Origin of the sequence: Sphingobacterium sp. NGMCC 1.201703, assembly GCF_047784615.1 — a bacterium.
Taxonomy (GTDB): Bacteria; Bacteroidota; Bacteroidia; order Sphingobacteriales; family Sphingobacteriaceae; genus Sphingobacterium.
Genome location: NZ_JBLOHD010000012.1, coordinates 141,411 through 161,200, shown reverse-complemented (window position 1 = coordinate 161,200; position 19,790 = coordinate 141,411). Strand labels below are relative to the sequence as shown.

Sequence of the window (19,790 nt, the reverse complement as noted above, 5' to 3'; positions counted from 1 at the left end):
CTTGTTTGGTCTGGTAGACGATTTATGGTAACGATTAAACTCAAAATAATAACGGCCCAAAGATATCATTATTTTGAATAAATCTAAATACAGACACAAGAAAAAAAGCTGGAACTAAATCTCTATTCTCATTTCCAATAGGTTGGGTTTAAAACCAGCTTTGCAATATGCTTTTTTTGCACTTTCGTTCTGATCATAGACCTGAAGCCTCAGTTCTGTGATGTTTCGGTCCTTCGCCCAGTCTGTCAGGGCTTCCAGAATCAATTTGTTGATACCCTGGCCACGATATTCAGGTTTTACATACATAAATCCCAAATGGACATATTTCGCATACTTTTGATAGGGTTTGGCATCGACGATCTTGGCATAACCGGATCCGACGAGCTGATCGCCAATCACAGCAACCAGAACCTCTGCCTCTGCAGATTTTATTAATTCCAGCAGATCATAATAATGAATTTCACCCTCCTTTAAGGTGTCGTCATAAGGGCGTTCGGCGGCAACAATTCCCTGTTCAAACTCTAGTAATACATTGATTTCATTTTCCTGTGCCTGTCTGATTTTTAGTTCCATTCCTACCTGCTGTGTTTGTGTTAAATGCAATTATTCCTGTTTAAATTTTGGCTAAATAAACGCTTAATGCAAGATACAAAAATCGATGGCTCTGGGCTAGCTTGAAATGTCAGGGCGCTGTCAATTGCCGCACATGGCAGATCTTGTTACAGAAGTAAATCACACAATCGATTGCGTTTAATTTTTTTTCTTGACATGTAAGTTTTTTGATAAATTAATACTAAACAATTAAAGATAAATTATGAGAAAAATTAAATTTGCGGCACTGCTCGGTGCGGCACTGATCTGTTTTGTTTCCTGTCAAAAGACTGTTGTTAAGCCGGAGACTGAAGAAAAATTGTCTTTGCGGGCTGCGACACCCGGTCCCAACGGTTATGAGGTTCCACTGGGAGGCAATGCCTTCGTTACAGCAGCACCTTCCGGTGCCGTTGAGGTCATCAATAGCAATGGCTTAGCCAACTGGACCAATGCCAACAGCATTGTGAGTACCTATGCTAAGTTGCCACAGTCAGGTACATTGAGCGTGAAAATCCGGGCCAAGGTATTGCCCAATGGTGACAGCAGCGTGGTCAGGCTGACCATCAACGGGGTGAGTAAGCAGGTCAACCTGAAAGGCGGTGCCCTAAAGGATTATACCGTAGGTAACTACACGATCAATGCGGGCGGTTATGTCAAAATGGATCTGCAGGGTATCTCCAAAACCGGCGGTTATTTTGCCGATGTTTCCCATCTTATCTTAAGCGGATCAGCGACAACGGGTACCGTAATCTACAGTGACAATAATATTGACAATACCTACTATTGGTCGAGACGTGGCCCATCCTGTCACTTGGGCTATACGGTACCGACCAGCCAACAGGTCTCCTATTATTATAGCGAAATCAATGTCCCTACCGGCGAAGATAAAATAGGATCCTATTTTATGGCCAATGGATTTGGCCAGGGTTATTTTGGTATGCAGGTCAATTCGGCCACGGAGCGCCGGATCCTGTTTTCGGTATGGAGTCCTTACAGCACCGACAATCCCGCTGAAATACCGGCTGAAGACCGCATTACACTCAATCGCAAAGGAGCGAATACCACGACCGGTGAGTTTGGTGGTGAAGGTTCGGGTGGACAGAGCTATATGAAATACAATTGGACAAGCGGCAAGAGCTACAAATTCTTGCTTAAAGGCGAGCCTGATGGGAATGGTGCCACCGATTTTACGGCTTGGTTCAATGATCCTTCTGTTAACAGCTGGGTGCTGGTGGCGAGCTGGAAAAGACCAAAGATATCCACTTATTTGACCAACTTCCACAGCTTCCTTGAAAACTTTAACGCCGATAACGGCTACCTCGGACGCTCAGCAGATTATAAAAACCAATGGGTACGTACCACATCAGGTACCTGGATGCCGGTGGTTCAAGCCAAATTTACAGTGGATGGAACCTATTCCAGCAACCAGCGCATCGATGCCATGGGGGGCAGCAATGGAAATAGCTTCTTCCTTAAAAATGGTGGTTTTTTCAATACAGTTGTCAACCCAGGCACTTTGTTTACTGTAAGCAATGGGAATGCTGCGCCGGCAATAGATCTTACGACTCTGCCCTAACCGCAAAGCTCTGCTGCTGAGCTATCCCGCTCATAAGCAGAAAAGGCTGTCTTACAGATCCTGTAGGACAGCCTTTTCTGTTATGGAATAGATCATGAGGGATTCATTGCTACCTGATTTGATTTCTCATGCTTAAATTATCGTCTTATTCTAAAAGATAAGGCCACAATCAAAATGATTATAAACAAGACACCATACACAAACAGGATATCGCACAACAATGATCGCTGCAGGTAGAAGCTATCGTTAGCCAGAAAAAACTGCTGTTGTTCGGGGTCCTGTGGATTATAAAACAATACGTATTCCTGATCTATATTTTTTTTCCTCGCTCTAGTCAACAGCTCTATCCGCATTGCTTCAAACGCCCCCCGCCCTATGATCGGAAAAAATGAATACTGCTTTTCTGCCTTATGTATTTTTTGTGTATATGCATCTCCACCAGCAGTAAACTGGTATTCCAGATCGATATAGGCGTATTTCGTCTTCCCGCGTTGGATGTCAGCGCTAAGGTTTCGGATCGAGGGCGTTACGGCCACCCAATTCGGATGCGTCAGCATAAATTCTTTCCGCTCCAGGCCTGGGCTCACCGAAAAGACCGAAACCACCATAATGTATACAAGTAGCAGTAAAACAACAAAGGTGGTCAGCTTTCTCATTCGAAGTGTCAACGGTTTTCCATTGATACTGTATTGGACGTTCCTGTTGCCATTTTGCTTGCTCAATCTGCTGGCAATGATCTTTCTCAACAGGAAATAGAGTACAGAAGCACCTATTAAAGCATAAATCAGATAACGGTAACTGTTCAATATAAAAGCGATCGCAATGATGAAGCCAATAAGCAGCAACCATTGAAAGAATTCCCAGAATTTTTTCATTTATTTAAATAATCTCATGTGCTTTGAATGTGTGTTAAAAATAACTATTTGTGGTATGAGCAACAAGATCCTTTTCATATTCGCTTATATCCATTTAAAATCCGTCGAAGACAAAAGGCATTTAGCACGTACGCTGTGATCTCGTTTAGTTTATAAGTGGTACTATAGTAGTACTTAATGGTTAAAAACATATATTGATATCGTAGTGGTTTAAATTTGAACTTTACATTTTTAGGCCATATCCAACTGCTGCAGTTTAAATCAGCTGGATTTTCGTTATCTTCGTTCGTATAAAATTTCTGCTATTTTTCTTCCAATACATACAGACCCATTATGGAAAAACGCGTAAAATTTGATTTTGAAGTTTACTTTACCAATGGAGGCAGCCTTAAAGGCGAAGATTTCAGGCTTGATATCACAGGCGATGATATCAGCGACGCGGAACTCGCGGATTATATCATCAAAGATCTACGGCTGCTGATGGCCGGAAAGGTAAATATTCTGAACAAGGAAATCTTTGCCGAAGCCCACAAGCGTAAGGCTCCGCCAACAGAAAGTGAGGCTGATCTATTGATTGATCTCAGCCATACCATCGAAAATGGACTGGTGACCTACAAAGGCCTGCCCGCGCCTATTATCTGCGATTACCTTTCCAGAGCTGACTCCAGACAATTTTACGATGAAGGAACAGAATTTCAGATCGGTAAGATTGAGATGGTAACCAATACCGGTACCTATATTGACTGCCCCTTCCACCGCTATGCACATGGCAAAGATACTGCCGAGATGGACTTAAAGGCCTTTGTCGATCTGGATGCGGTGGTGATCCGGCTGCCTTATACCAAGGGCTTGGAAATCACGGATGAACAGCTCCGGAACAGGGAGATCAGAAACCGCGCAGTACTGATCCATACAGGCTGGGATAAAAACTGGAATACCGAAGCGTATTATGAAAATCATCCTTATTTGAATGAAGCCGCAGCGAAATACCTTGCCGAATGCGGTGTCAAACTGGTGGGCATTGATTCGCACAATATCGATAGTACCAAAGGCAAATCACGCCCCGTCCACTCCACCCTTCTAGGAGCGGAAATCCTGATTGTCGAACATCTCTGCAATCTTGAATTATTGCCCGATGAGAACTTTCGTTTTACGGCCGCCCCGCCCAAGTTTAGAGGGGTGGGCACATTCCCGGTCCGCGCTTTTGCCCGTGTAAAAAGGTAGGCTAAGGCCTAAGCAGCTCCGGCCTGCATTTCCTTAACCGGAATTCAGGGCGGAGCTGAATCCTTAAAAAGAGGTTTTCTTTCGCAGGGCTTTTATGGCCAATGCGGCGGCCACTCCACCGATCACATACCAGGTTACGGTCATTAATTTTGTACGTTCGGTCTTTTTTATCGGCTCGGCATTCAGTCCGGCCTGCTCCGGAATGGTCAATGTGGCGAGCCCGACGACAGTACCGAGCAATGCTCCGCGTAACACGCGGTGTTTATCGCCGCCGTATCCGATCAATGTATACAACATGGCGTTTGAGGCTACGTCAGCTCCAAAGGTCGCAGCGACCAGCGCATTTCCTTTTGGTGGCTTAAATCCGGCTGCACTGACCGTCTTTTTCATCGCCTCCTCGCCCACCTCATCCACTGCCGGAGCCTCAGGGTCAAACCTTTTTGCAGCGCTGTGCACTACATTCAGGACCAATGCGCCGATCAATCCACCCAGCATATTTTTGTTAAATCCAATCATTTTATCTGATATTAATTTTTCAATTTCCTGCATATTTGAGGCAGGTTATCTGAAGAACATCAGATTAAACAAAATAGTTCAACTTATGGGACAATTTGCGCTGTTGGGAGTTTTGGCTGCTTTATCCACCTGATCCTATTGCCTGCGACTGAGCCTATAAAACCCGAGTAATAAACGGTCATAACTAAGTGCGATCAGCAATATGATTACCGGCAATAATAAGGTCTTTCTCTCCCACCAGCTGTATATAAATGCGCCTAAGATACCACCAAAGAAAAATCCACCAATGATAATTATTTTAAGTAGTATCCCTCCTTTTAAACGCTTGCGTTCATTTGTTTTTTTATAGAAAATTAGCTGAGATAGCTCAATTCCCAGATCCGTAAACAAACCTGTTAAATGGGTGGTGCGGACCACAGATCCAGATATCTTCGTGACCAGGGCGTTTTGCAATCCCATGGCGAGCAAAAGTATACAGGATAACCAAACAGCGCTGTTGAACACGGGGAAATTAAAAAATGACACAAATAGAAGTAAACCAATTTCAATTATGATAGGAAGACTATACGAAAAATGTAACCTCCCTCTGGACGTAAGCTCCATGGTCGTATTGGCAACAAATGCGCCCAGTAAAAAGGAAATAACATACAGCATACTCAGAAAGGCAAATAGATAATTATTGCGATAGAGCTCCTCCGAAAAAAAGGCAAAGTGGCCAGTAACATTTGTTGTCAATGTTTTAAAGGAAAGTACGCCCACGATATTCACTATTCCGGCTACTGTTGACAACAATGCAGCTAATTGCACATTGTGGATATAATTCCGTCCCTTATCTCGATGCCTGAACATAATGTTGTTTTCACCTCTTATTTTATTGAAACGATCTTTTGCTATTGCCTAAGCGATAGACCGAATTTACTTTTTTAATTAACGAAATACAATAAATGAAAAACTTTATCTCAAAAAGAGATGTTTACCGCGATTTTTGCTATTCAATCACTGATTATTTCATACATTTGTATAACCTCCAACAACAATCTAATTTAGTCAGAAACAAGCGCAATGCAATTTAGCTTCACATTTAAATCCAGCCCTTTTAAGACACTGATCGCTTTCCATAAGATTATAAAATCATTTGAAGATATGGCTTTGTCCGAAGTCGATTTCCGGGCTACCTATGCGAAAGCCCTGCTGGAAGAAATCAATAAATATCCGGCATTGATCTCGGGGATCGAAAATGCCGCAGAGCTGCCGTCCTATGAACCAATCATCAAAGTTCTTTTGGCGGACCTGTTCCCTATTGCACTCACGCGCAATGAAATCAAGGCCATTACGATTCCTTTCTATGTATACACCTTTAACCATACCGAGCGCCTAGAGAATATCTTACAGGCTGCCGGCGATCAGTATGATTTTAACTTTAGGGATGTGACTGCCGACAGCTATTATATTCTGAATTGCTGTATGATCATCAGCCAGTACTATGGAGTCAAAGTAGATGCGATGGACAGCCCTTTATTTTTGGATATTCCGGATAAAGACAACATCATACACCATTACCGGGTCTTGTTCAACGCCGATTTCATGGATATTATTCCTACCGAAAGTGCGATACCACTTTCCCCGGAGGATATTACCGAACTGATTGACAATTTTTCGGATATTACGTTGTGGAAGTCTAAATTTCCGGAGCGCAGCTGGATCCTGAAAGGCTTTTCGATTATGACCCTTTTCGATGCGACAACAGAGAATGCGGTATCGAGCTTCAAGAGTAACCTCTTGCGCGCCGATGAAGATAAGGCTGTTCAGCTGGAAGAAATCCAGGATATTTTCAGGTCCATTTATAAAATAAATGATCTGCGCATCGGGCTTACTTCATTTGAAAAAGTCAAAGAAGAGTTCAATCTGCGTATTGTCGAAAAACAGCTATACAGCCATCTCCTGTACGATTCGACTATTGCGGAGTGTGAAGAAATGCTCTGTAGTGAGACCTTGGAAAGCCTGCTGACCAGGGAAGAACTGCTGGTGGTCCCGGATATTGATCAATTGCCAACGGTAGATCCGAAGAAGGCATTTTTTATCAATAAGCTGAAACAGCAAAAGGTGAAGAGTTTTATCTTTGCGCCCCTGATCCAGAACAATAAAGTCCTCGGTATATTGGAAATGTCCTCCACTAGGGTACGTGCGCTAAATTCGGTCAATGCCAATAAACTCAATTTTATCTTACCTTTTATCAAGGACAAAGTAGCTAAGGCATTTTCTGAAATAGAGAATCAGATCGAGGCCATTATTCAAAAAGAATATACGTCGATCCATCCCAGTGTCAAATGGCGCTTTCAGGAGGAAGCGATCCATTACCTCAATGACAAGGCCTTTGGGAAAGATTATACCTTACAGGAGATTGTGTTTGAACAGGTCTATCCGCTCTATGGGCAGATTGATGTGCAGGGCTCATCGGAATCCCGAAACCAGGCCATCAAGCAGGATTTGATCAATCAGGCGACTGACCTGATCACACTTTTTACAGCAATCAACCGGGAGTATATGCTGCCCCTCTTTGAACAAAAGGTCTTTGACCTACAACGGAATCTGGACACACTTGAACATTCCCTGTCCACGGATACGGAACAGGTCATCCTCGATCATTTTAACCTCGATGTGCATCCCATTCTGAATAACTTTAGGAAAAACAATAAAAACAGCTCCATTGTAGTGGCAATTGATGCCTATTTTGAACGGGTAAACCCAGCCATAGGCGGGTTTTACGAAGCACGTCAGGATTACGACAACTCGATCACGCTGATCAATAAAAAGCTGGTCACTGTGCTCGATGAGAAACAGGCCGAGGCACAGGACTACTTCCCGCATTATTACGAGCGCTATAAAACGGATGGCATAGAGCACAACATGTATATCGGCGCATCGATAGCACCCGACAAGAACTTTGATCTCTACTATCTTAAAAACCTGCGCTTGTGGCAGTTGCAGGTGATGTGCGAAATGGAAGCCCAGTTTAGGCTACTGCAGCCCACACTGCCCCATCAGCTGGAGGTAACCTCGCTGATCCTGGTTTTTGCAACACCGATCTCCATCCGTTTCAAAATGGATGAAAAGCAGTTTGATATTGACGGGTCTTACAATGTGCGCTATGAAATCGCCAAAAAACGGATCGACAAAGCCAAGATCAAGGGTTCGACGGAACGTATTACCCAGAAAGGAAAACTGGTTATTGTATATTCTCATGCCTATGAAGAAACGGAATATCTGGGTTATATCAATCTGCTTCAGCACAAGGGTTTACTGAATGAGGATATCGAAAAATTCGAGGTTGAGGACCTGCAAGGTCTGATCGGCCTTAAAGCTATTCGCGTTGGATTCAATGTGCAGCATGACCAGTAGGTATACAAGGTAGCCACCATTTTTTGCATATTTTTCGAACCATAATGCTTTGAGCGCTGTTCACCATCCAAACAAAACGCATAAGCATATGAAAAGAATATTTTTGACCCTAGCGATTGCATGTTCGGTTGTAGCCCTACAGAGCTGTGGCGGCGGCGCGAAGCAGGATAGTAAGGAAACCGCGGACAGCGCCAATGAAGCAAAGGCGCCTGAGCATATGGACGACGATTCGCTAGCGACCACGCCACTCGCCGTGAGTGAGGACGACGCTAAATTTGTGACGGAAGCCGCAAATGGCGGTATGGCCGAAGTGGAGCTCGGAAAGCTGGCGCAGGAAAAAGCTCAGCATGCAGATGTTAAAGCCTTTGGAGAAATGATGGTAAAAGACCACTCCAAAGCCAACGACGAACTGACTACGCTTGCTCAGGCAAAGAATATTACTGTTCCCGCGACATTAGGCACGGATCAGCAAAAAGTGAAAGATGAACTGGCCAAAAAGACCGGAAGGGAATTTGACAAGGCCTACATAGCGGAAATGGTTGAGGATCACGAAAAGGATGTCAAACTTTTTGAGGATGCCAGTAAGAATCTCAAAGATACCGAGTTAAAAGCATTTGTGGACAAAACCTTACCGACGCTGCGTACCCATCTGGAACACAGTAAAAAAGTAAAGGATAAACTGGATCAATAAGCAATTTACAGTGATCTATTGTGTATTAACATCCAACGCTTTTCCAGGAGAAAAGCGTTGGATGTTGTGTTTTCGGAACGGTGTCATTATTACCGTTCTGCGATACAACGGAGCGGAAAGGCCCAGTCCCTATCAAAACTGCTGTCTTCAATCGTAGCATTTCGGTTCTGGACAATTTTTATGTGACGGACCCTGTTATTTAAAATCTGGCTTGACCAATAATAGCCCTCAAGACCTCTTTTGGCTAAGGCACCGTTATCAAGGGCCCTATTGCCCGCAATTGGAAATGTTAAGCGTACATTTGCATTTCGGTTGCTCTTAAATACCCGGGCAGCTGAATAGTTGCTTGATGATTCCGACCAGTTGCCAATATTGAGATTTGTCACTCCATCATCTAACATCGCCATTTCACGTTCAGTAGGTATCCGATATCCCGACGGACATGGATCATTTGCTGTTTTAACAGGTGCTGTTTCTGTCCCCGAGTTCCATGCATTATCGCCTGGACTTTGCGTGTTCCAAGGGTTAATTGGCCCTGGTGCAGTTGTTGCCGTAGCAGCAACAGCTTTCCGTCCCCACTGATAATAGTTGCCATGCAATCCACTCAACGAAGGATTTTGATCCGGATCAAGGTTGTAGTTTGCCCCTAGATTATGACGCATCCAGATGAGCCCATTGATGCGTGCGGCAGATTGTCCTTGATAAGTCAGGTAGGTATCGTTGGGGATAATCGAAAGATTGAGGTTGTACTTTACTCCGGGCAGGATACTTAGGCTGTCCAGCGGCATAAGGTTTGTAGCCGTGACCGGCCCGATGGTAATCGTTGACAATAGAAGTTTACCGAGATCGGTTTGCGCATTGAGCTGTTTTGGTGCCGCGCTGACAATGCCGGAATTCAGCGCTGAAAAACTGAGGTCTGCCTGACCTTCTGCTCCTGGCCGGTTTACTGTCCCAGCGTCAGTACTTTAAGCCGTGGAGCGCAATAGCGAACAAAGCTATACGACGGGCAGATCTCACTTGCTTTTTCTACTGTACGTCCAGTTCAACACTCCCGGAGATCAGTCCCTCACTTTTTGCCCTGATAATCAATTTGCCACTATGCTTGACAGCTACTATGGCCAGCGCTTTGCCGTGAAATGCCTGTCGCGCCCTGGACTGGAATTTCCGGAGATCGGTTGTATTGCCATTGTCTGTGGCCACAATCCTAGCGCCTTCCCCTTCAACGTTAAACTTGATGTCATGAGCCGCATCCGGAACAACAGTATCAAACTCGTCCACAACGTATGCCTGTATATAAGCCAGTTCATTCTCTGCAGCATTTACACTAGGCTTCTCGGAAACTAGCTTGACGCGGTATGGCTTTGCTGCCGTACGGACCGTTTTGCGCATTACTTTCTCGTTTCCCCGGTAGGAAACCACTTCAAGTACCCCGGGCTCAAAAGGAATAGCTTTGAATACGAGGTCATAACGGCTAGGATCTTTAGATTGCTCGCTGATCTTCCTACCGTTCAGATACAGTTCCAATCGGTCCGCCTGATTGTAATAGACCACCACATCAATTTTATCCCCCTGTTTCCAGTTCCAGTGCGGTAATACGTGTAAGACCGGCTTGTCGGTCCAGACGCTTTGGTACAGATAATATACATCTTTCGGGAAGCCTGCTAAATCGACGATTCCGAAATATGAACTCCGGGCAGGCCAAGTATAAGGTGTAGGTTCGCCGAGGTAATCGAAACCCGTCCATACATACATTCCAGCAATATGATCATATTGCTCCATCAGCCGTAGACTGGTCTGATGGTTAGATCCCCAGGGGGTATAAATGTTGTCGTAAGCTGATATGGACCTGTCCCTATTGCCGCCATTGAAGGGAATATCCCATCTTTCAGGCCACATGCGCACTGAATCGTAGGGCACCAGATCATATTGACCCCGACTTTCCAGCGCAGACGTGCTTTCTGTTACGATAAACTTCTTCCCGGGATGATCTGACGGGAAACTGGCCCATTGCTTATGGTTATAATTGTAGCCTATAATATCTACGGCCGGATTCATTAATACCGGGTTTTCGCTGGACAGCTTATTATTGGCAATGGTAGTCGGGCGGGTACCGTCCAGGCTGTCGGCAATTGCTGCTAAGCGCCTGGGAATAGCTGCCCCATCCGACTTAGAGTGCCATTGCTCCTGCACTTCATTCCCTAGGCACCAGATGAATAACGAGGGATGGTTTCGGTCCCGTTTTACATGGGCGGCAAAGTCGCGCTCGAACCATTTATCCCAATACAAATGGTAGTCAAATGGATTCTTATGTCCTTTCCATACATCGAAAGTTTCACTCATCACAATAAAACCTAGGCTATCGCATAGATCTAGAAATGCTGGTGCGGCCGGATTATGGGATGTACGTATACCGTTGACACCCATTGCTTTCATTGACTTTAGCTGACGTAACGCTGCAGATCGGTTGAAGGCCATGCCCAGGGCGCCAAGATCACTATGTAGACAGACTCCGCGGATCTTAAGGCGCTTTCCGTTCAGTACAAATCCCTGCTGTTGATCAAAGCTAAAGTCGCGTAAGCCAAATCTGGTTTCCTGCTCATCCAGCACCCGGCCGTCCGATACAAGCTGTACATTCGCAGTATATTGCCGTGGTGTTTCAACTCCCCACAACAGCGGATTGTCCAGCACGATTTTCTGCCGGAACGGATGGACGCCGGAGCCGCGCTTGACCAATATATCCTCAACCTGGGAAACCGTTTCTCCGGTGGGTGATACAATTTGTGTCCGTAGGGAAAGTGATCCAGTCTGTTTGGGAATCTGTTCGATGTCCAACGAAAGACTCAGCACAGCTTGTTTTTCACTGAGCTGCTCTACTTTGATAAAAGTGCTGTTTGTTCCGATACTGACCTTATTACGGGCAATCAACTTAACATCACGATAGATGCCCGAACCCGAATAGAAACGTGAGTTGGGCTGCCTATTGTTGTTGACCTTAACAGCTAGCAGATTTTCCCGGCCATCGGCATGTAGATAAGACGATAGTTCGTATTCAAAGCCGATATAACCGTTTGGCCGTTTTCCCAGCAAATGACCATTGATCCAGACCTCGCTGTTTTCATACACGCCCTCAAAGGCGATAAATATCCGCTGACCTGTATAGGCCGGGGGCAGCTTAAATGACTTTTGATACCAGCCGATGCCCCCATCCAGATAGGCCCCGCCGCTACCTGCGGGGCTATGTTCGCGGAAGGGCATCTCAATGCTCCAGTCATGCGGCAGGTCAAGCAGGCGCCAGTTGTCACCACCAGAATCCTGGCTATGCTGCCCAACACTATCAAGTGTAAACCGCCAACCTGCATTGAAATTAATTTCCTGTCGGGATTGCCCCAACAGCGGTATCGTCATGATCAGCCAAAGCCCCAGGACATTCAGTTGGCGGCGATATGGGGTGCAAACAAGTGATTTTAGCATAAAATTATAGAAAAGGAACCGCTCCATACTTTAATAGGAGGATTGATAGTCAAACCAGTCAAAAAATGCTTTCGCATTGGTTGGCTGCCCATTGGAACTTGTATACAGACCGATCATTACTCCCGTAAAGCCGCCGGCTACCTCTGTGCTTAGATAGCGGGTATCCAGACTAGCGAGCTTGCTGTAGTCCCCGGACTTTGGATCTTTAAAAGCAAAGCTGTAGTTTAAAGGCGTTCCACTGATACGCAGTTCTATCTTGTTGCCTGCGATTTCTTTTTCAGCAACAATATAATGCAGAGATCCTACCTTAGCGCGCAGCTGCAGCATAAAGACCTTTCCGCTGCGTTTGAGGAAGAAGTCGTAATGGTGCGAATTGTTCTGATACAGCGTTAAACCGGCTTCTTCTCTATCGGCAGCTGCATTAAATTCAAGCTTTACGCTGGCCTGAAAATCGTGTTCCGTTTGCCTGCGGCCGATAAAAGAAGGCGACTCCGTCTCGTTTAATGATATCGGACTGCTGTACAGGCAGAGGCTACCACGACGTTCGGTCAGCGAGTACTTTGCCGAATCGGGATTCCGAAGATACTGCCATTGCAAACCCAGCTGTGTGGCAGTAAACTCATCGCGCTGTGTCGGAGTTGCTACAGGAACTGCTGGCAGGGGCTTCACCGCCATATCCAGCTGGATCTTTCCATTACCGTTGATCTGTGGCCAGCCATCTTTAGGCCAGCTTACCGGTGCCAGAAATGTCTCCCGCCCGAGTATATGGTAATAACTGTAAGGTTGCGTGACTCGGAAACCTAAAAATACGGTCCACCAGGAGCCATCTGCTGCCTGGATAAAGTCCGCATGCCCAACCCCTTGAATGGGATTTCCCTGTCCCAAACGGTTGGAGTGTGATAGAATTGGGTTGAGCGGGCAGGATTCGTAAGGTCCCCAGATGGAGCGGCTCCGTCCGATACTGGCACTGTGGGCATATTCTGTGCCACCTTCACCCAATAGTAGATAATAGTAACCATCCTTTTTGTAGATATGTGGTGCCTCGGGAAAGCGCCCGCCCGTTCCGGCCCAGACCACTTTTTCCGCCGAGGTCAGCTTTCCGGTACTCAGATCTATGGCCGTCACACGGATTCCTTCATCTCCCTGGGTCACAAAATAGCTTTTGCCGTCCTCATCCCAAAAAATGTCCGGATCTATGCTTTTGATATCCACCCAGACCGGATCACTCCAGGGGCCAGCCGGGTTTTTTGCCGTGCAATAGAAATTGCCTTTGTCCGATACATTGGTACATATGACATAGAATAAACCATCGTGATAGCGGATCGAAGGCGCGAATAGCCCTCCCGAAGAAGGTACTCCGCGTAGATTGAGCTGTGAAGACCGTGTCAGGCAATGCCCCAGCTGTTCCCAGTTGACCAGATCCTTACTATGATATATCGGAAGCCCCGGAAAATATTCGAAAGAAGAGGTCACGAGGTAGAAGTCATCGCCTACGCGACAGATGCTCGGATCTGGATTAAATCCTCGGACAACTGGGTTTTTAAACCCCAGTTGTGCATAGCTCGGCGCTGCCAGCAAAAAGAGTAAGCTGCAATAAATCGTGGAGCTAAGAAGTGTCAAGTACCTTGAAGTCATGTGATATATAGTCATGTTATTCCTCTTATTTGGCCGGACTAGATTCCGATCCTCCTTGATCCAAACTTTCCTTATACTCCTTACTGATAAAATTGAAAGTCAGCATGGCTGCACCGTCATTCGAAAGTACAGGATCCCTTAAGACGGCCAGCTGCATTGTATTCTTTGTCAGCGACATAATGCGAACATCACCCCAGTCTACCACGATACCATCTTGCGGTTTGCCATGGAGTGGCGATGCCCCGGTCATGCGCATGGTTTTCTTTTCGGTGTCAATATTAAAAACACCTTTCTGCACTTTTCCCAGCATGGCATGGTTTACATTGACGTTGGCGCCGCCTTTGAGGTCAAAAGTCATACGACCATAATCGCCGGCTGGCATTAGCCAGCTATTGCCCTTCCAGTCGGGTTCCCAACTCCAGCTGTCGCTGTTCAAGGGTTCGCCGGTCTTGTTCACTGTGCCCCACCAGTCGCCCGTTCCATAAAAATACATAGGCCCTTTAAAATGGCGCGATACTCCTGCTGCATCAAGATCCAGATACCAGGTTTTCTCCTGCCCTGCACCACCGGTCAATAATGTCCAGGTCTCGTCACTGATAAATTCAGCATACATCGCGTCAATCTTAAAGCTTACAGGCTCGCCATATACGATTCCGCCCCGGGTTTCAACCCCGAACTTAACCGTATATTCTCCCGGAAAAGGCATTTTTAAAGTCACCTTTTTATCCTGGCTCCGGCCTTGGGGATGTTCCCAAAGCGCAGTGTATTTGGGATCCATCAAACTCGTTAAATAAACAATATTCGGATTATTTGCATCATGTTCAATACGATAGGATTTACCTTCAGTCAGTTGTGCCGGACTGACGTCGATCTCCCCTAACGCATATTTTTCCGGAGAACAAGCTCCGGCCATCGTCATCAGCGCAAAGAGGGCCATGACATAGTGTATTATCTTTTTCATGTATATAGATTTATATCGTTAAACCAAGCGACCTTTTAACGGTACTTTTCATTAATTCCAGCCTGCATTTTGTTTCAGTACTCCATTTGACAACGTGATCTGCTTATTGGGAATCTGCATAAATCCGCGGGTGGCCAGAAATTTGCTCTTTGTGATAACAACTTTGTCGGGAGCCGAACCACTAAGCACATCTTCGGAAGTTTCTATGATTGCGGCGGCATTATTGACACCCTGACGCAGCACATCCCAATAGCGGATACCTTCAAAGGCAAATTCAAAATTCCGCTCTTTCAGGATATTACTTTTTGAGACGGGCAATGCAACGAAATTGGTTTTATAGGCCCGCTTGCGCACCTGGTCAAAATATTGCTGCGCATTGGGCGAACCGAGTTCAGCCGCCATCAGCAACACGTCTGCATACCGGATCACAAAGTAATCCTGATCCTGGGACAATTGCATATCTTTATCCCCCCCTGTATTTGTGGTGCCATCCGGCAATGCTGTCGGTGCATATTTTTTGATGGCATAGCCCGTATATTCGCGCTGGTCTTTCAGATTAAAATCCGGTATCTTCTCTCCGTTGATATCGATAATGGACGCTGTTTTTCTGGTATCGTTGTTATCGAAGGCATTAAAGAAGCTTTTGCTTACAGTACATGCACCCCATCCCTGGCCATAGGGAGACCAGCTCTTCCCTCTCAAGCCCAAGAAAACGACCCAGCGGTTGCCATCAATATGACCTTCATAATCCGATGTATTGTTAAATTTCTGTGCAAATACCACTTCGGAGTTCCCTTTACCGGCGTACTTGGAAATATCCAATGTATTGTCGGCGGCATTGGGAATGTAACTTGATGCCGGCCATAAATTTTTAAAATCAGCGACTAGTGCAAATTGGCCACTTTTGATCACCTCTTCCAGTCCCGCCAGCGCCTCGGCTTTGGATACGCCAATATCTTCGGCGGCATAATAACCAGAATAAAAGAGGTAAACCCGTGCCAGTAGTGCTTTTGCTGCAAACGGCGTTGCGCGGCCATCGTTGGTTGCGGCAGCCGATTTTGGATAAGCATCGGCCGGGATACTGCTTGCAGCAAATTTTAGGTCTGAAACAATCAGTTTATACACTTCCTTTGGATCTGATTGTGGAATATTATCGCTCGTGGGGCTGGTCAGCAGTGGTATGTTCTCAAAGAGACGCACCAAATCGAAGTATAGGACTGCCCGCAGGAAGCGCGTTTCACCTTCGATCCGTGCGCGTGCCGCTGTATTGCCCGAGAAATCTGTGCCATCTAACTTTCCTAGCAGCGTATTACATCTAAAAATACCCGAATAGTAGTCTGACCACGTCCCATCAAAAATATTGTTGTCCGATTGGGACTGCCCGATATCAAAGCGGTCTATGGCCTGGAAACCACGGCCATCTGTTGTTCCGGTACCGCCGAAACAGTTATCCGAGGCGACTTCCGAGGTAATATAAAAGGCCTGGCTCCCGTTGGAAGTTGTCCGTTGGTAACCGTCATAACAACCTATTAAAGCCATTTCGGCATCGGCCACTGTTTTATAAAAATTGCTCTCCAATACACTTGTCATCGGTTCAACGTCCAGGAAACTGGATGAACAGGATCCCAATAATAGCGATCCCAATAGCATTGAATAAGAGATATAACCTGTTTTTTTCATGATTTCTCGATTTTAGAATTTAACATTTAAACCAAATAATACCGTCCGGGGTCTAGGGTAATAGCCCAGATCGATACCCGATACCCAACCATCTGTACCATAGCCGATCTCCGGATCCATTCCATCATATTTCGTAAAGGTGAATAGGTTCTGCCCCTGTACATAGAAACGGATCTGATTGGCGTATTTCCACCGGATCAGTTTGGAAAGATCATAACCCAGGGTGACATTGCTAATCCGTAGGAAATCGCCATCCTGGATGTATAAATCCGAAAACTGCCAGTTGACGTTTGTTTCGGTCACACGCGGTATGGTATTGGAAGTACCTTCACCCGTCCAACGGTCCAGGATGCGGGTGGTATAATTCGCCTGCTTATTGGTATGATTACGGTAAGACTGTACAATCTTATTGCCCAAAGAACCGTAAGCATTAACGGAGAAATCAAATCCTTTGTAATCCAGTCCGATATTAAATCCATAGGTAAAATTAGGCATGCCCACACCAAGATTTGTTTTGTCGGCGGCGTTGATAATGCCATCAGCATTCTGGTCTACATATTTTACATCACCGGGCTTGACATCTGCCTGCAGGATGCCCTTTCCAGCATTTTTCCAGGCGTCGATTTCAGCCTGGTTCTGGAATAATCCCGCGGTGCTGTAGCCCCAGAAATAACCGATGGGCTGTCCATTGGCGGCACGGTAAAATTCCTCAGAATTATCGTATAACATGGCTGTCTGGCCGTGAATAATACCGTCTTCAGTAGGGATCTTACCCACTTTATTTTTGTTGTAAGCGCCATTTACGCCCAGACGGTACTTAAGCTCATTCACTTTATCTGCCCAGTTCAGTCCGAGTTCTACCCCTGTATTCTTTACATCACCGCCATTGATAAAAGGTGGCAGCGTACCTGTCGTGGCCAGCACCGGAGCTGTTACCAACCAGTCTTTGGTCTTTTTGACATAAAAGTCAGCGACGACATCCAGCCGGCTCTGCGCGAATTTGGCATCAAATCCAACATTTGTCTGTTCGGAGGTTTCCCAGGTTAGATTGGGATTGGACAGGCGGCTCGGATAAGCTCCGGCAATATTGTTGTTGCTGGTACCGAATACATAATGGGCTCCGGGATTGGATGAAGTGATACCTGTTGAGGTACTGATCGGTGCCGCATACTGGAAATCAGCAATATCCTGGTTGCCCACCTGTCCCCAGGAAGCCCGCAATTTAAAGAAGTTTACTCCCGGTAGGTTCTCCTGGAAAAAATCTTCCGAAGAGATTACCCAACCTGCTGAAACCGAAGGGAAATAGCCCCAACGGTTGCTACGTGAAAATTTGGAGGAAGCATCGGCCCGAAGGGTGGCATTAAACAGGTATTTCTCTTTGTAATTGTATCCTAACCGGCCGAAGTAGGACACCCGGCGGGTGACGTTCTCCGGTTTTCCCGAAACAGTGCGCGTCTCGACAACATTGCCCTTTTCATCCAGATGCGCCTGCCCTGTTGTGTTGTCCAGATAGGCATGCGCAAAATCGTTGAACTGCGAAAGCAGGTTCCAGTTTGAACCCGAGAGGTAGGTGCCCTGATACCGCAATGATTCCATCCCGATCATGGCCGAAAAGCGGTGATCCGTCTGGATATCAAAATCATAGGAAGCGGTATTGGTCCAGGTCAATGTATGTCCCTTGCTCATATTCTGGGACGTAGTGGTATGGTCCTGGTTGTATGTATAAATGGAAAAACGGTACAGGGGTGTAAAACTCCGGTATTCCGAAGCATAATAGTTGAATCCTAATAAAGAGCGTACTTTAAGCCCTTTGACCGGTTCGATCTCGGCAAAAATATCGGCCAGTAATTTCTGGCCATCGTTGCTATTATTCGAATTGGTCATCATCACGCCATAAGGATTACTGTCCCCATTGTACCAGGGCGAGTTGGACGTATCGTTGAAGGGGCTTCCATATAGTCCGTTGTCCGAATAAACGGGTGACAACGGCGAGGTGGTAAAAGCTCCCCGTAAGGTATTGTTGTATTGGTTGCCAACACCGATTCCCCGATTTTTAATGTAGTTGAAATTAAGGTGCTGCCCGATTTTCACAAAATTATCGAACAGCTTATGTTCTGAATTTGTCCGGAAGCCATAGCGCTCGTAGTTGGATACATCTTTACCACCGACGATTCCCTCCTGACTGATATAGTTCATGGACATGGCGTAGGTGGATTTCTCCGAACCACCGGTGAGGGCCACATTGTAATTGTCCATTTTTGCATTGTCCTTGAACATATAATCCAGCCAGCTGGTATTGGCGAGTCCGGTCATGCCATCAAAATCAATGGCAGCAGCACCTGAATTGAGGGATTGCTCATTCATGATTGTTTTATACTGATGGGCATCCAGCAGCTTCGCTTTGCGTGATACGTTCTGAATACCCGTATACCCGTCAAAAGATAGCTGGCTTTTACCGGCAGCGCCCATCTTGGTGGTCACCAGGATTACACCGTTGGCTGCCTGCGAACCGTATATCGCTGCCGAAGCGGCGTCTTTTAAAACATCGATCGACTGGATATCTGCAGCGTTCAATACCGAAATATCACCTCCGGGCACCCCATCAATGACATAAAGCGGGCCCGAATTGCCAATTGTCCCTAAGCCGCGGACGACGACCTTCATATCCGCTCCGGGCTGACCGGAGGTGGAAGTAATGGAAACGCCCGGCGCCTGCCCCTGAAGGGACTGCAGGGGATTCAGCTGATTCCGTTTCTGCAGTTCCTCGCCTTCTACTTTCAGATTTGCGCCGGTATTTAGCTTTTTCTTCTGCACACCATAGCCGATGACTACGACCTCTTCCAGATCCGAGGTACTAGGCTGCAGGCGAATGATGCCATTTGCTCCGGCGACTGTAATTTCTTGCGTTTTGTAGCCTACGTAAGAGATCGTCAGCACGCTTCCTTTTGCGGCCTGCAATGAAAACTTACCCGATTCGTCCGTACTTGTTGAAATCTTCTGATTCTTTACTTTAATGCTTGCGCCCCCGATCGGCAAGCCAGAATCAGCGGAAACAACGGACCCCGTAAAGGACTGTGCCCAGACCAGCGAGGTCATGCCGGTCATGACTACCACAGCCACACCCCTGCTCAACAATTGTTTGCTTATCATATGATTTGATTTATAAATTGG

At 46.2% G+C, this 19,790-nt stretch carries 14 protein-coding genes; 4 read left to right on the top strand and 10 right to left on the bottom strand.

Annotation, left to right across the window (positions count from 1 at the left end):
- Window positions 1-114: 114 nt before the first annotated feature.
- Window positions 115-573, bottom strand: coding sequence for a GNAT family N-acetyltransferase (locus ACK8HY_RS22160; protein WP_343560843.1), 459 nt, complete (start codon window positions 571-573; stop codon window positions 115-117).
- A 241-nt stretch (window positions 574-814) separates the two neighbouring features.
- On the opposite strand from ACK8HY_RS22160, the gene ACK8HY_RS22155 reads away from it, so the two are divergent.
- Window positions 815-2,167 (top strand): DUF3472 domain-containing protein, encoded by a 1,353-nt coding sequence (locus tag ACK8HY_RS22155; RefSeq protein ID WP_416134859.1) that lies wholly within the window; start codon window positions 815-817, stop codon window positions 2,165-2,167.
- Window positions 2,168-2,304: 137 nt separating this feature from the next.
- Here ACK8HY_RS22155 and ACK8HY_RS22150 read toward each other — a convergent pair whose 3' ends face one another.
- On the bottom strand, window positions 2,305-3,042 hold the full coding sequence (locus ACK8HY_RS22150) for a hypothetical protein (RefSeq protein ID WP_416134858.1): 738 nt from the start codon (window positions 3,040-3,042) through the stop codon (window positions 2,305-2,307).
- Window positions 3,043-3,375: 333 nt separating this feature from the next.
- Here ACK8HY_RS22150 and ACK8HY_RS22145 point away from each other — a divergent pair, with 333 nt between their 5' ends.
- Window positions 3,376-4,266, top strand: a complete 891-nt coding sequence (locus tag ACK8HY_RS22145; RefSeq protein ID WP_416134857.1) for a cyclase family protein — start codon at window positions 3,376-3,378, stop codon at window positions 4,264-4,266.
- 63 nt (window positions 4,267-4,329) lie between these two features.
- Here the strand turns inward: ACK8HY_RS22145 and ACK8HY_RS22140 are convergent, their stop codons facing one another.
- On the bottom strand, window positions 4,330-4,782 hold the full coding sequence (locus tag ACK8HY_RS22140; RefSeq protein ID WP_175991951.1) for a hypothetical protein: 453 nt from the start codon (window positions 4,780-4,782) through the stop codon (window positions 4,330-4,332).
- A gap of 135 nt (window positions 4,783-4,917) precedes the next feature.
- Window positions 4,918-5,631, bottom strand: coding sequence for a YoaK family protein (locus tag ACK8HY_RS22135; RefSeq protein WP_343560835.1), 714 nt, complete (start codon window positions 5,629-5,631; stop codon window positions 4,918-4,920).
- 213 nt (window positions 5,632-5,844) lie between these two features.
- Between ACK8HY_RS22135 and ACK8HY_RS22130 the strand changes: the two genes are divergently transcribed.
- Together ACK8HY_RS22130 and ACK8HY_RS22125 are read left to right on the top strand one after the other, a co-directional pair.
- Window positions 5,845-8,181, top strand: coding sequence for a GAF domain-containing protein (locus ACK8HY_RS22130; protein ID WP_343560833.1), 2,337 nt, complete (start codon window positions 5,845-5,847; stop codon window positions 8,179-8,181).
- Window positions 8,182-8,269: 88 nt separating this feature from the next.
- A complete protein-coding gene (locus ACK8HY_RS22125) occupies window positions 8,270-8,872 on the top strand; it encodes a DUF4142 domain-containing protein (protein ID WP_416134856.1) in 603 nt (200 codons plus the stop codon).
- 89 nt (window positions 8,873-8,961) lie between these two features.
- Here ACK8HY_RS22125 and ACK8HY_RS22120 read toward each other — a convergent pair whose 3' ends face one another.
- The 6 genes from ACK8HY_RS22120 to ACK8HY_RS22095 form a co-directional block, all read right to left on the bottom strand.
- On the bottom strand, window positions 8,962-9,702 hold the full coding sequence (locus ACK8HY_RS22120) for an FISUMP domain-containing protein (protein ID WP_416134855.1): 741 nt from the start codon (window positions 9,700-9,702) through the stop codon (window positions 8,962-8,964).
- 196 nt (window positions 9,703-9,898) lie between these two features.
- A complete protein-coding gene (locus ACK8HY_RS22115; RefSeq protein WP_416134854.1) occupies window positions 9,899-12,343 on the bottom strand; it encodes a sugar-binding domain-containing protein in 2,445 nt (814 codons plus the stop codon).
- Between the two features lie 30 nt (window positions 12,344-12,373).
- Complete coding sequence (locus ACK8HY_RS22110) at window positions 12,374-13,993, bottom strand: glycoside hydrolase family 43 protein (protein WP_416134853.1); 1,620 nt, start codon at window positions 13,991-13,993, stop codon at window positions 12,374-12,376.
- Between the two features lie 10 nt (window positions 13,994-14,003).
- Window positions 14,004-14,939, bottom strand: a complete 936-nt coding sequence (locus ACK8HY_RS22105) for a hypothetical protein (RefSeq protein WP_416134852.1) — start codon at window positions 14,937-14,939, stop codon at window positions 14,004-14,006.
- Between the two features lie 51 nt (window positions 14,940-14,990).
- Window positions 14,991-16,619, bottom strand: a complete 1,629-nt coding sequence (locus ACK8HY_RS22100) for a RagB/SusD family nutrient uptake outer membrane protein (protein ID WP_343560821.1) — start codon at window positions 16,617-16,619, stop codon at window positions 14,991-14,993.
- Between the two features lie 12 nt (window positions 16,620-16,631).
- Window positions 16,632-19,769: a SusC/RagA family TonB-linked outer membrane protein gene (locus tag ACK8HY_RS22095; protein WP_416134851.1), complete on the bottom strand. Its 3,138-nt coding sequence runs from the start codon at window positions 19,767-19,769 to the stop codon at window positions 16,632-16,634.
- Window positions 19,770-19,790 lie beyond the last annotated feature (21 nt).

Coding starts and splice junctions, on each gene's coding strand:
- ACK8HY_RS22160 (WP_343560843.1), bottom strand. CDS start 573: ATGGAACTAAAAATCAGACAGGCACAGGAAAATGAAATCAATGTATTA.
- ACK8HY_RS22155 (WP_416134859.1), top strand. CDS start 815: ATGAGAAAAATTAAATTTGCGGCACTGCTCGGTGCGGCACTGATCTGT.
- ACK8HY_RS22150 (WP_416134858.1), bottom strand. CDS start 3,042: ATGAAAAAATTCTGGGAATTCTTTCAATGGTTGCTGCTTATTGGCTTC.
- ACK8HY_RS22145 (WP_416134857.1), top strand. CDS start 3,376: ATGGAAAAACGCGTAAAATTTGATTTTGAAGTTTACTTTACCAATGGA.
- ACK8HY_RS22140 (WP_175991951.1), bottom strand. CDS start 4,782: ATGATTGGATTTAACAAAAATATGCTGGGTGGATTGATCGGCGCATTG.
- ACK8HY_RS22135 (WP_343560835.1), bottom strand. CDS start 5,631: ATGTTCAGGCATCGAGATAAGGGACGGAATTATATCCACAATGTGCAA.
- ACK8HY_RS22130 (WP_343560833.1), top strand. CDS start 5,845: ATGCAATTTAGCTTCACATTTAAATCCAGCCCTTTTAAGACACTGATC.
- ACK8HY_RS22125 (WP_416134856.1), top strand. CDS start 8,270: ATGAAAAGAATATTTTTGACCCTAGCGATTGCATGTTCGGTTGTAGCC.
- ACK8HY_RS22115 (WP_416134854.1), bottom strand. CDS start 12,343: ATGCTAAAATCACTTGTTTGCACCCCATATCGCCGCCAACTGAATGTC.
- ACK8HY_RS22110 (WP_416134853.1), bottom strand. CDS start 13,993: ATGACTATATATCACATGACTTCAAGGTACTTGACACTTCTTAGCTCC.
- ACK8HY_RS22105 (WP_416134852.1), bottom strand. CDS start 14,939: ATGAAAAAGATAATACACTATGTCATGGCCCTCTTTGCGCTGATGACG.
- ACK8HY_RS22100 (WP_343560821.1), bottom strand. CDS start 16,619: ATGAAAAAAACAGGTTATATCTCTTATTCAATGCTATTGGGATCGCTA.
- ACK8HY_RS22095 (WP_416134851.1), bottom strand. CDS start 19,769: ATGATAAGCAAACAATTGTTGAGCAGGGGTGTGGCTGTGGTAGTCATG.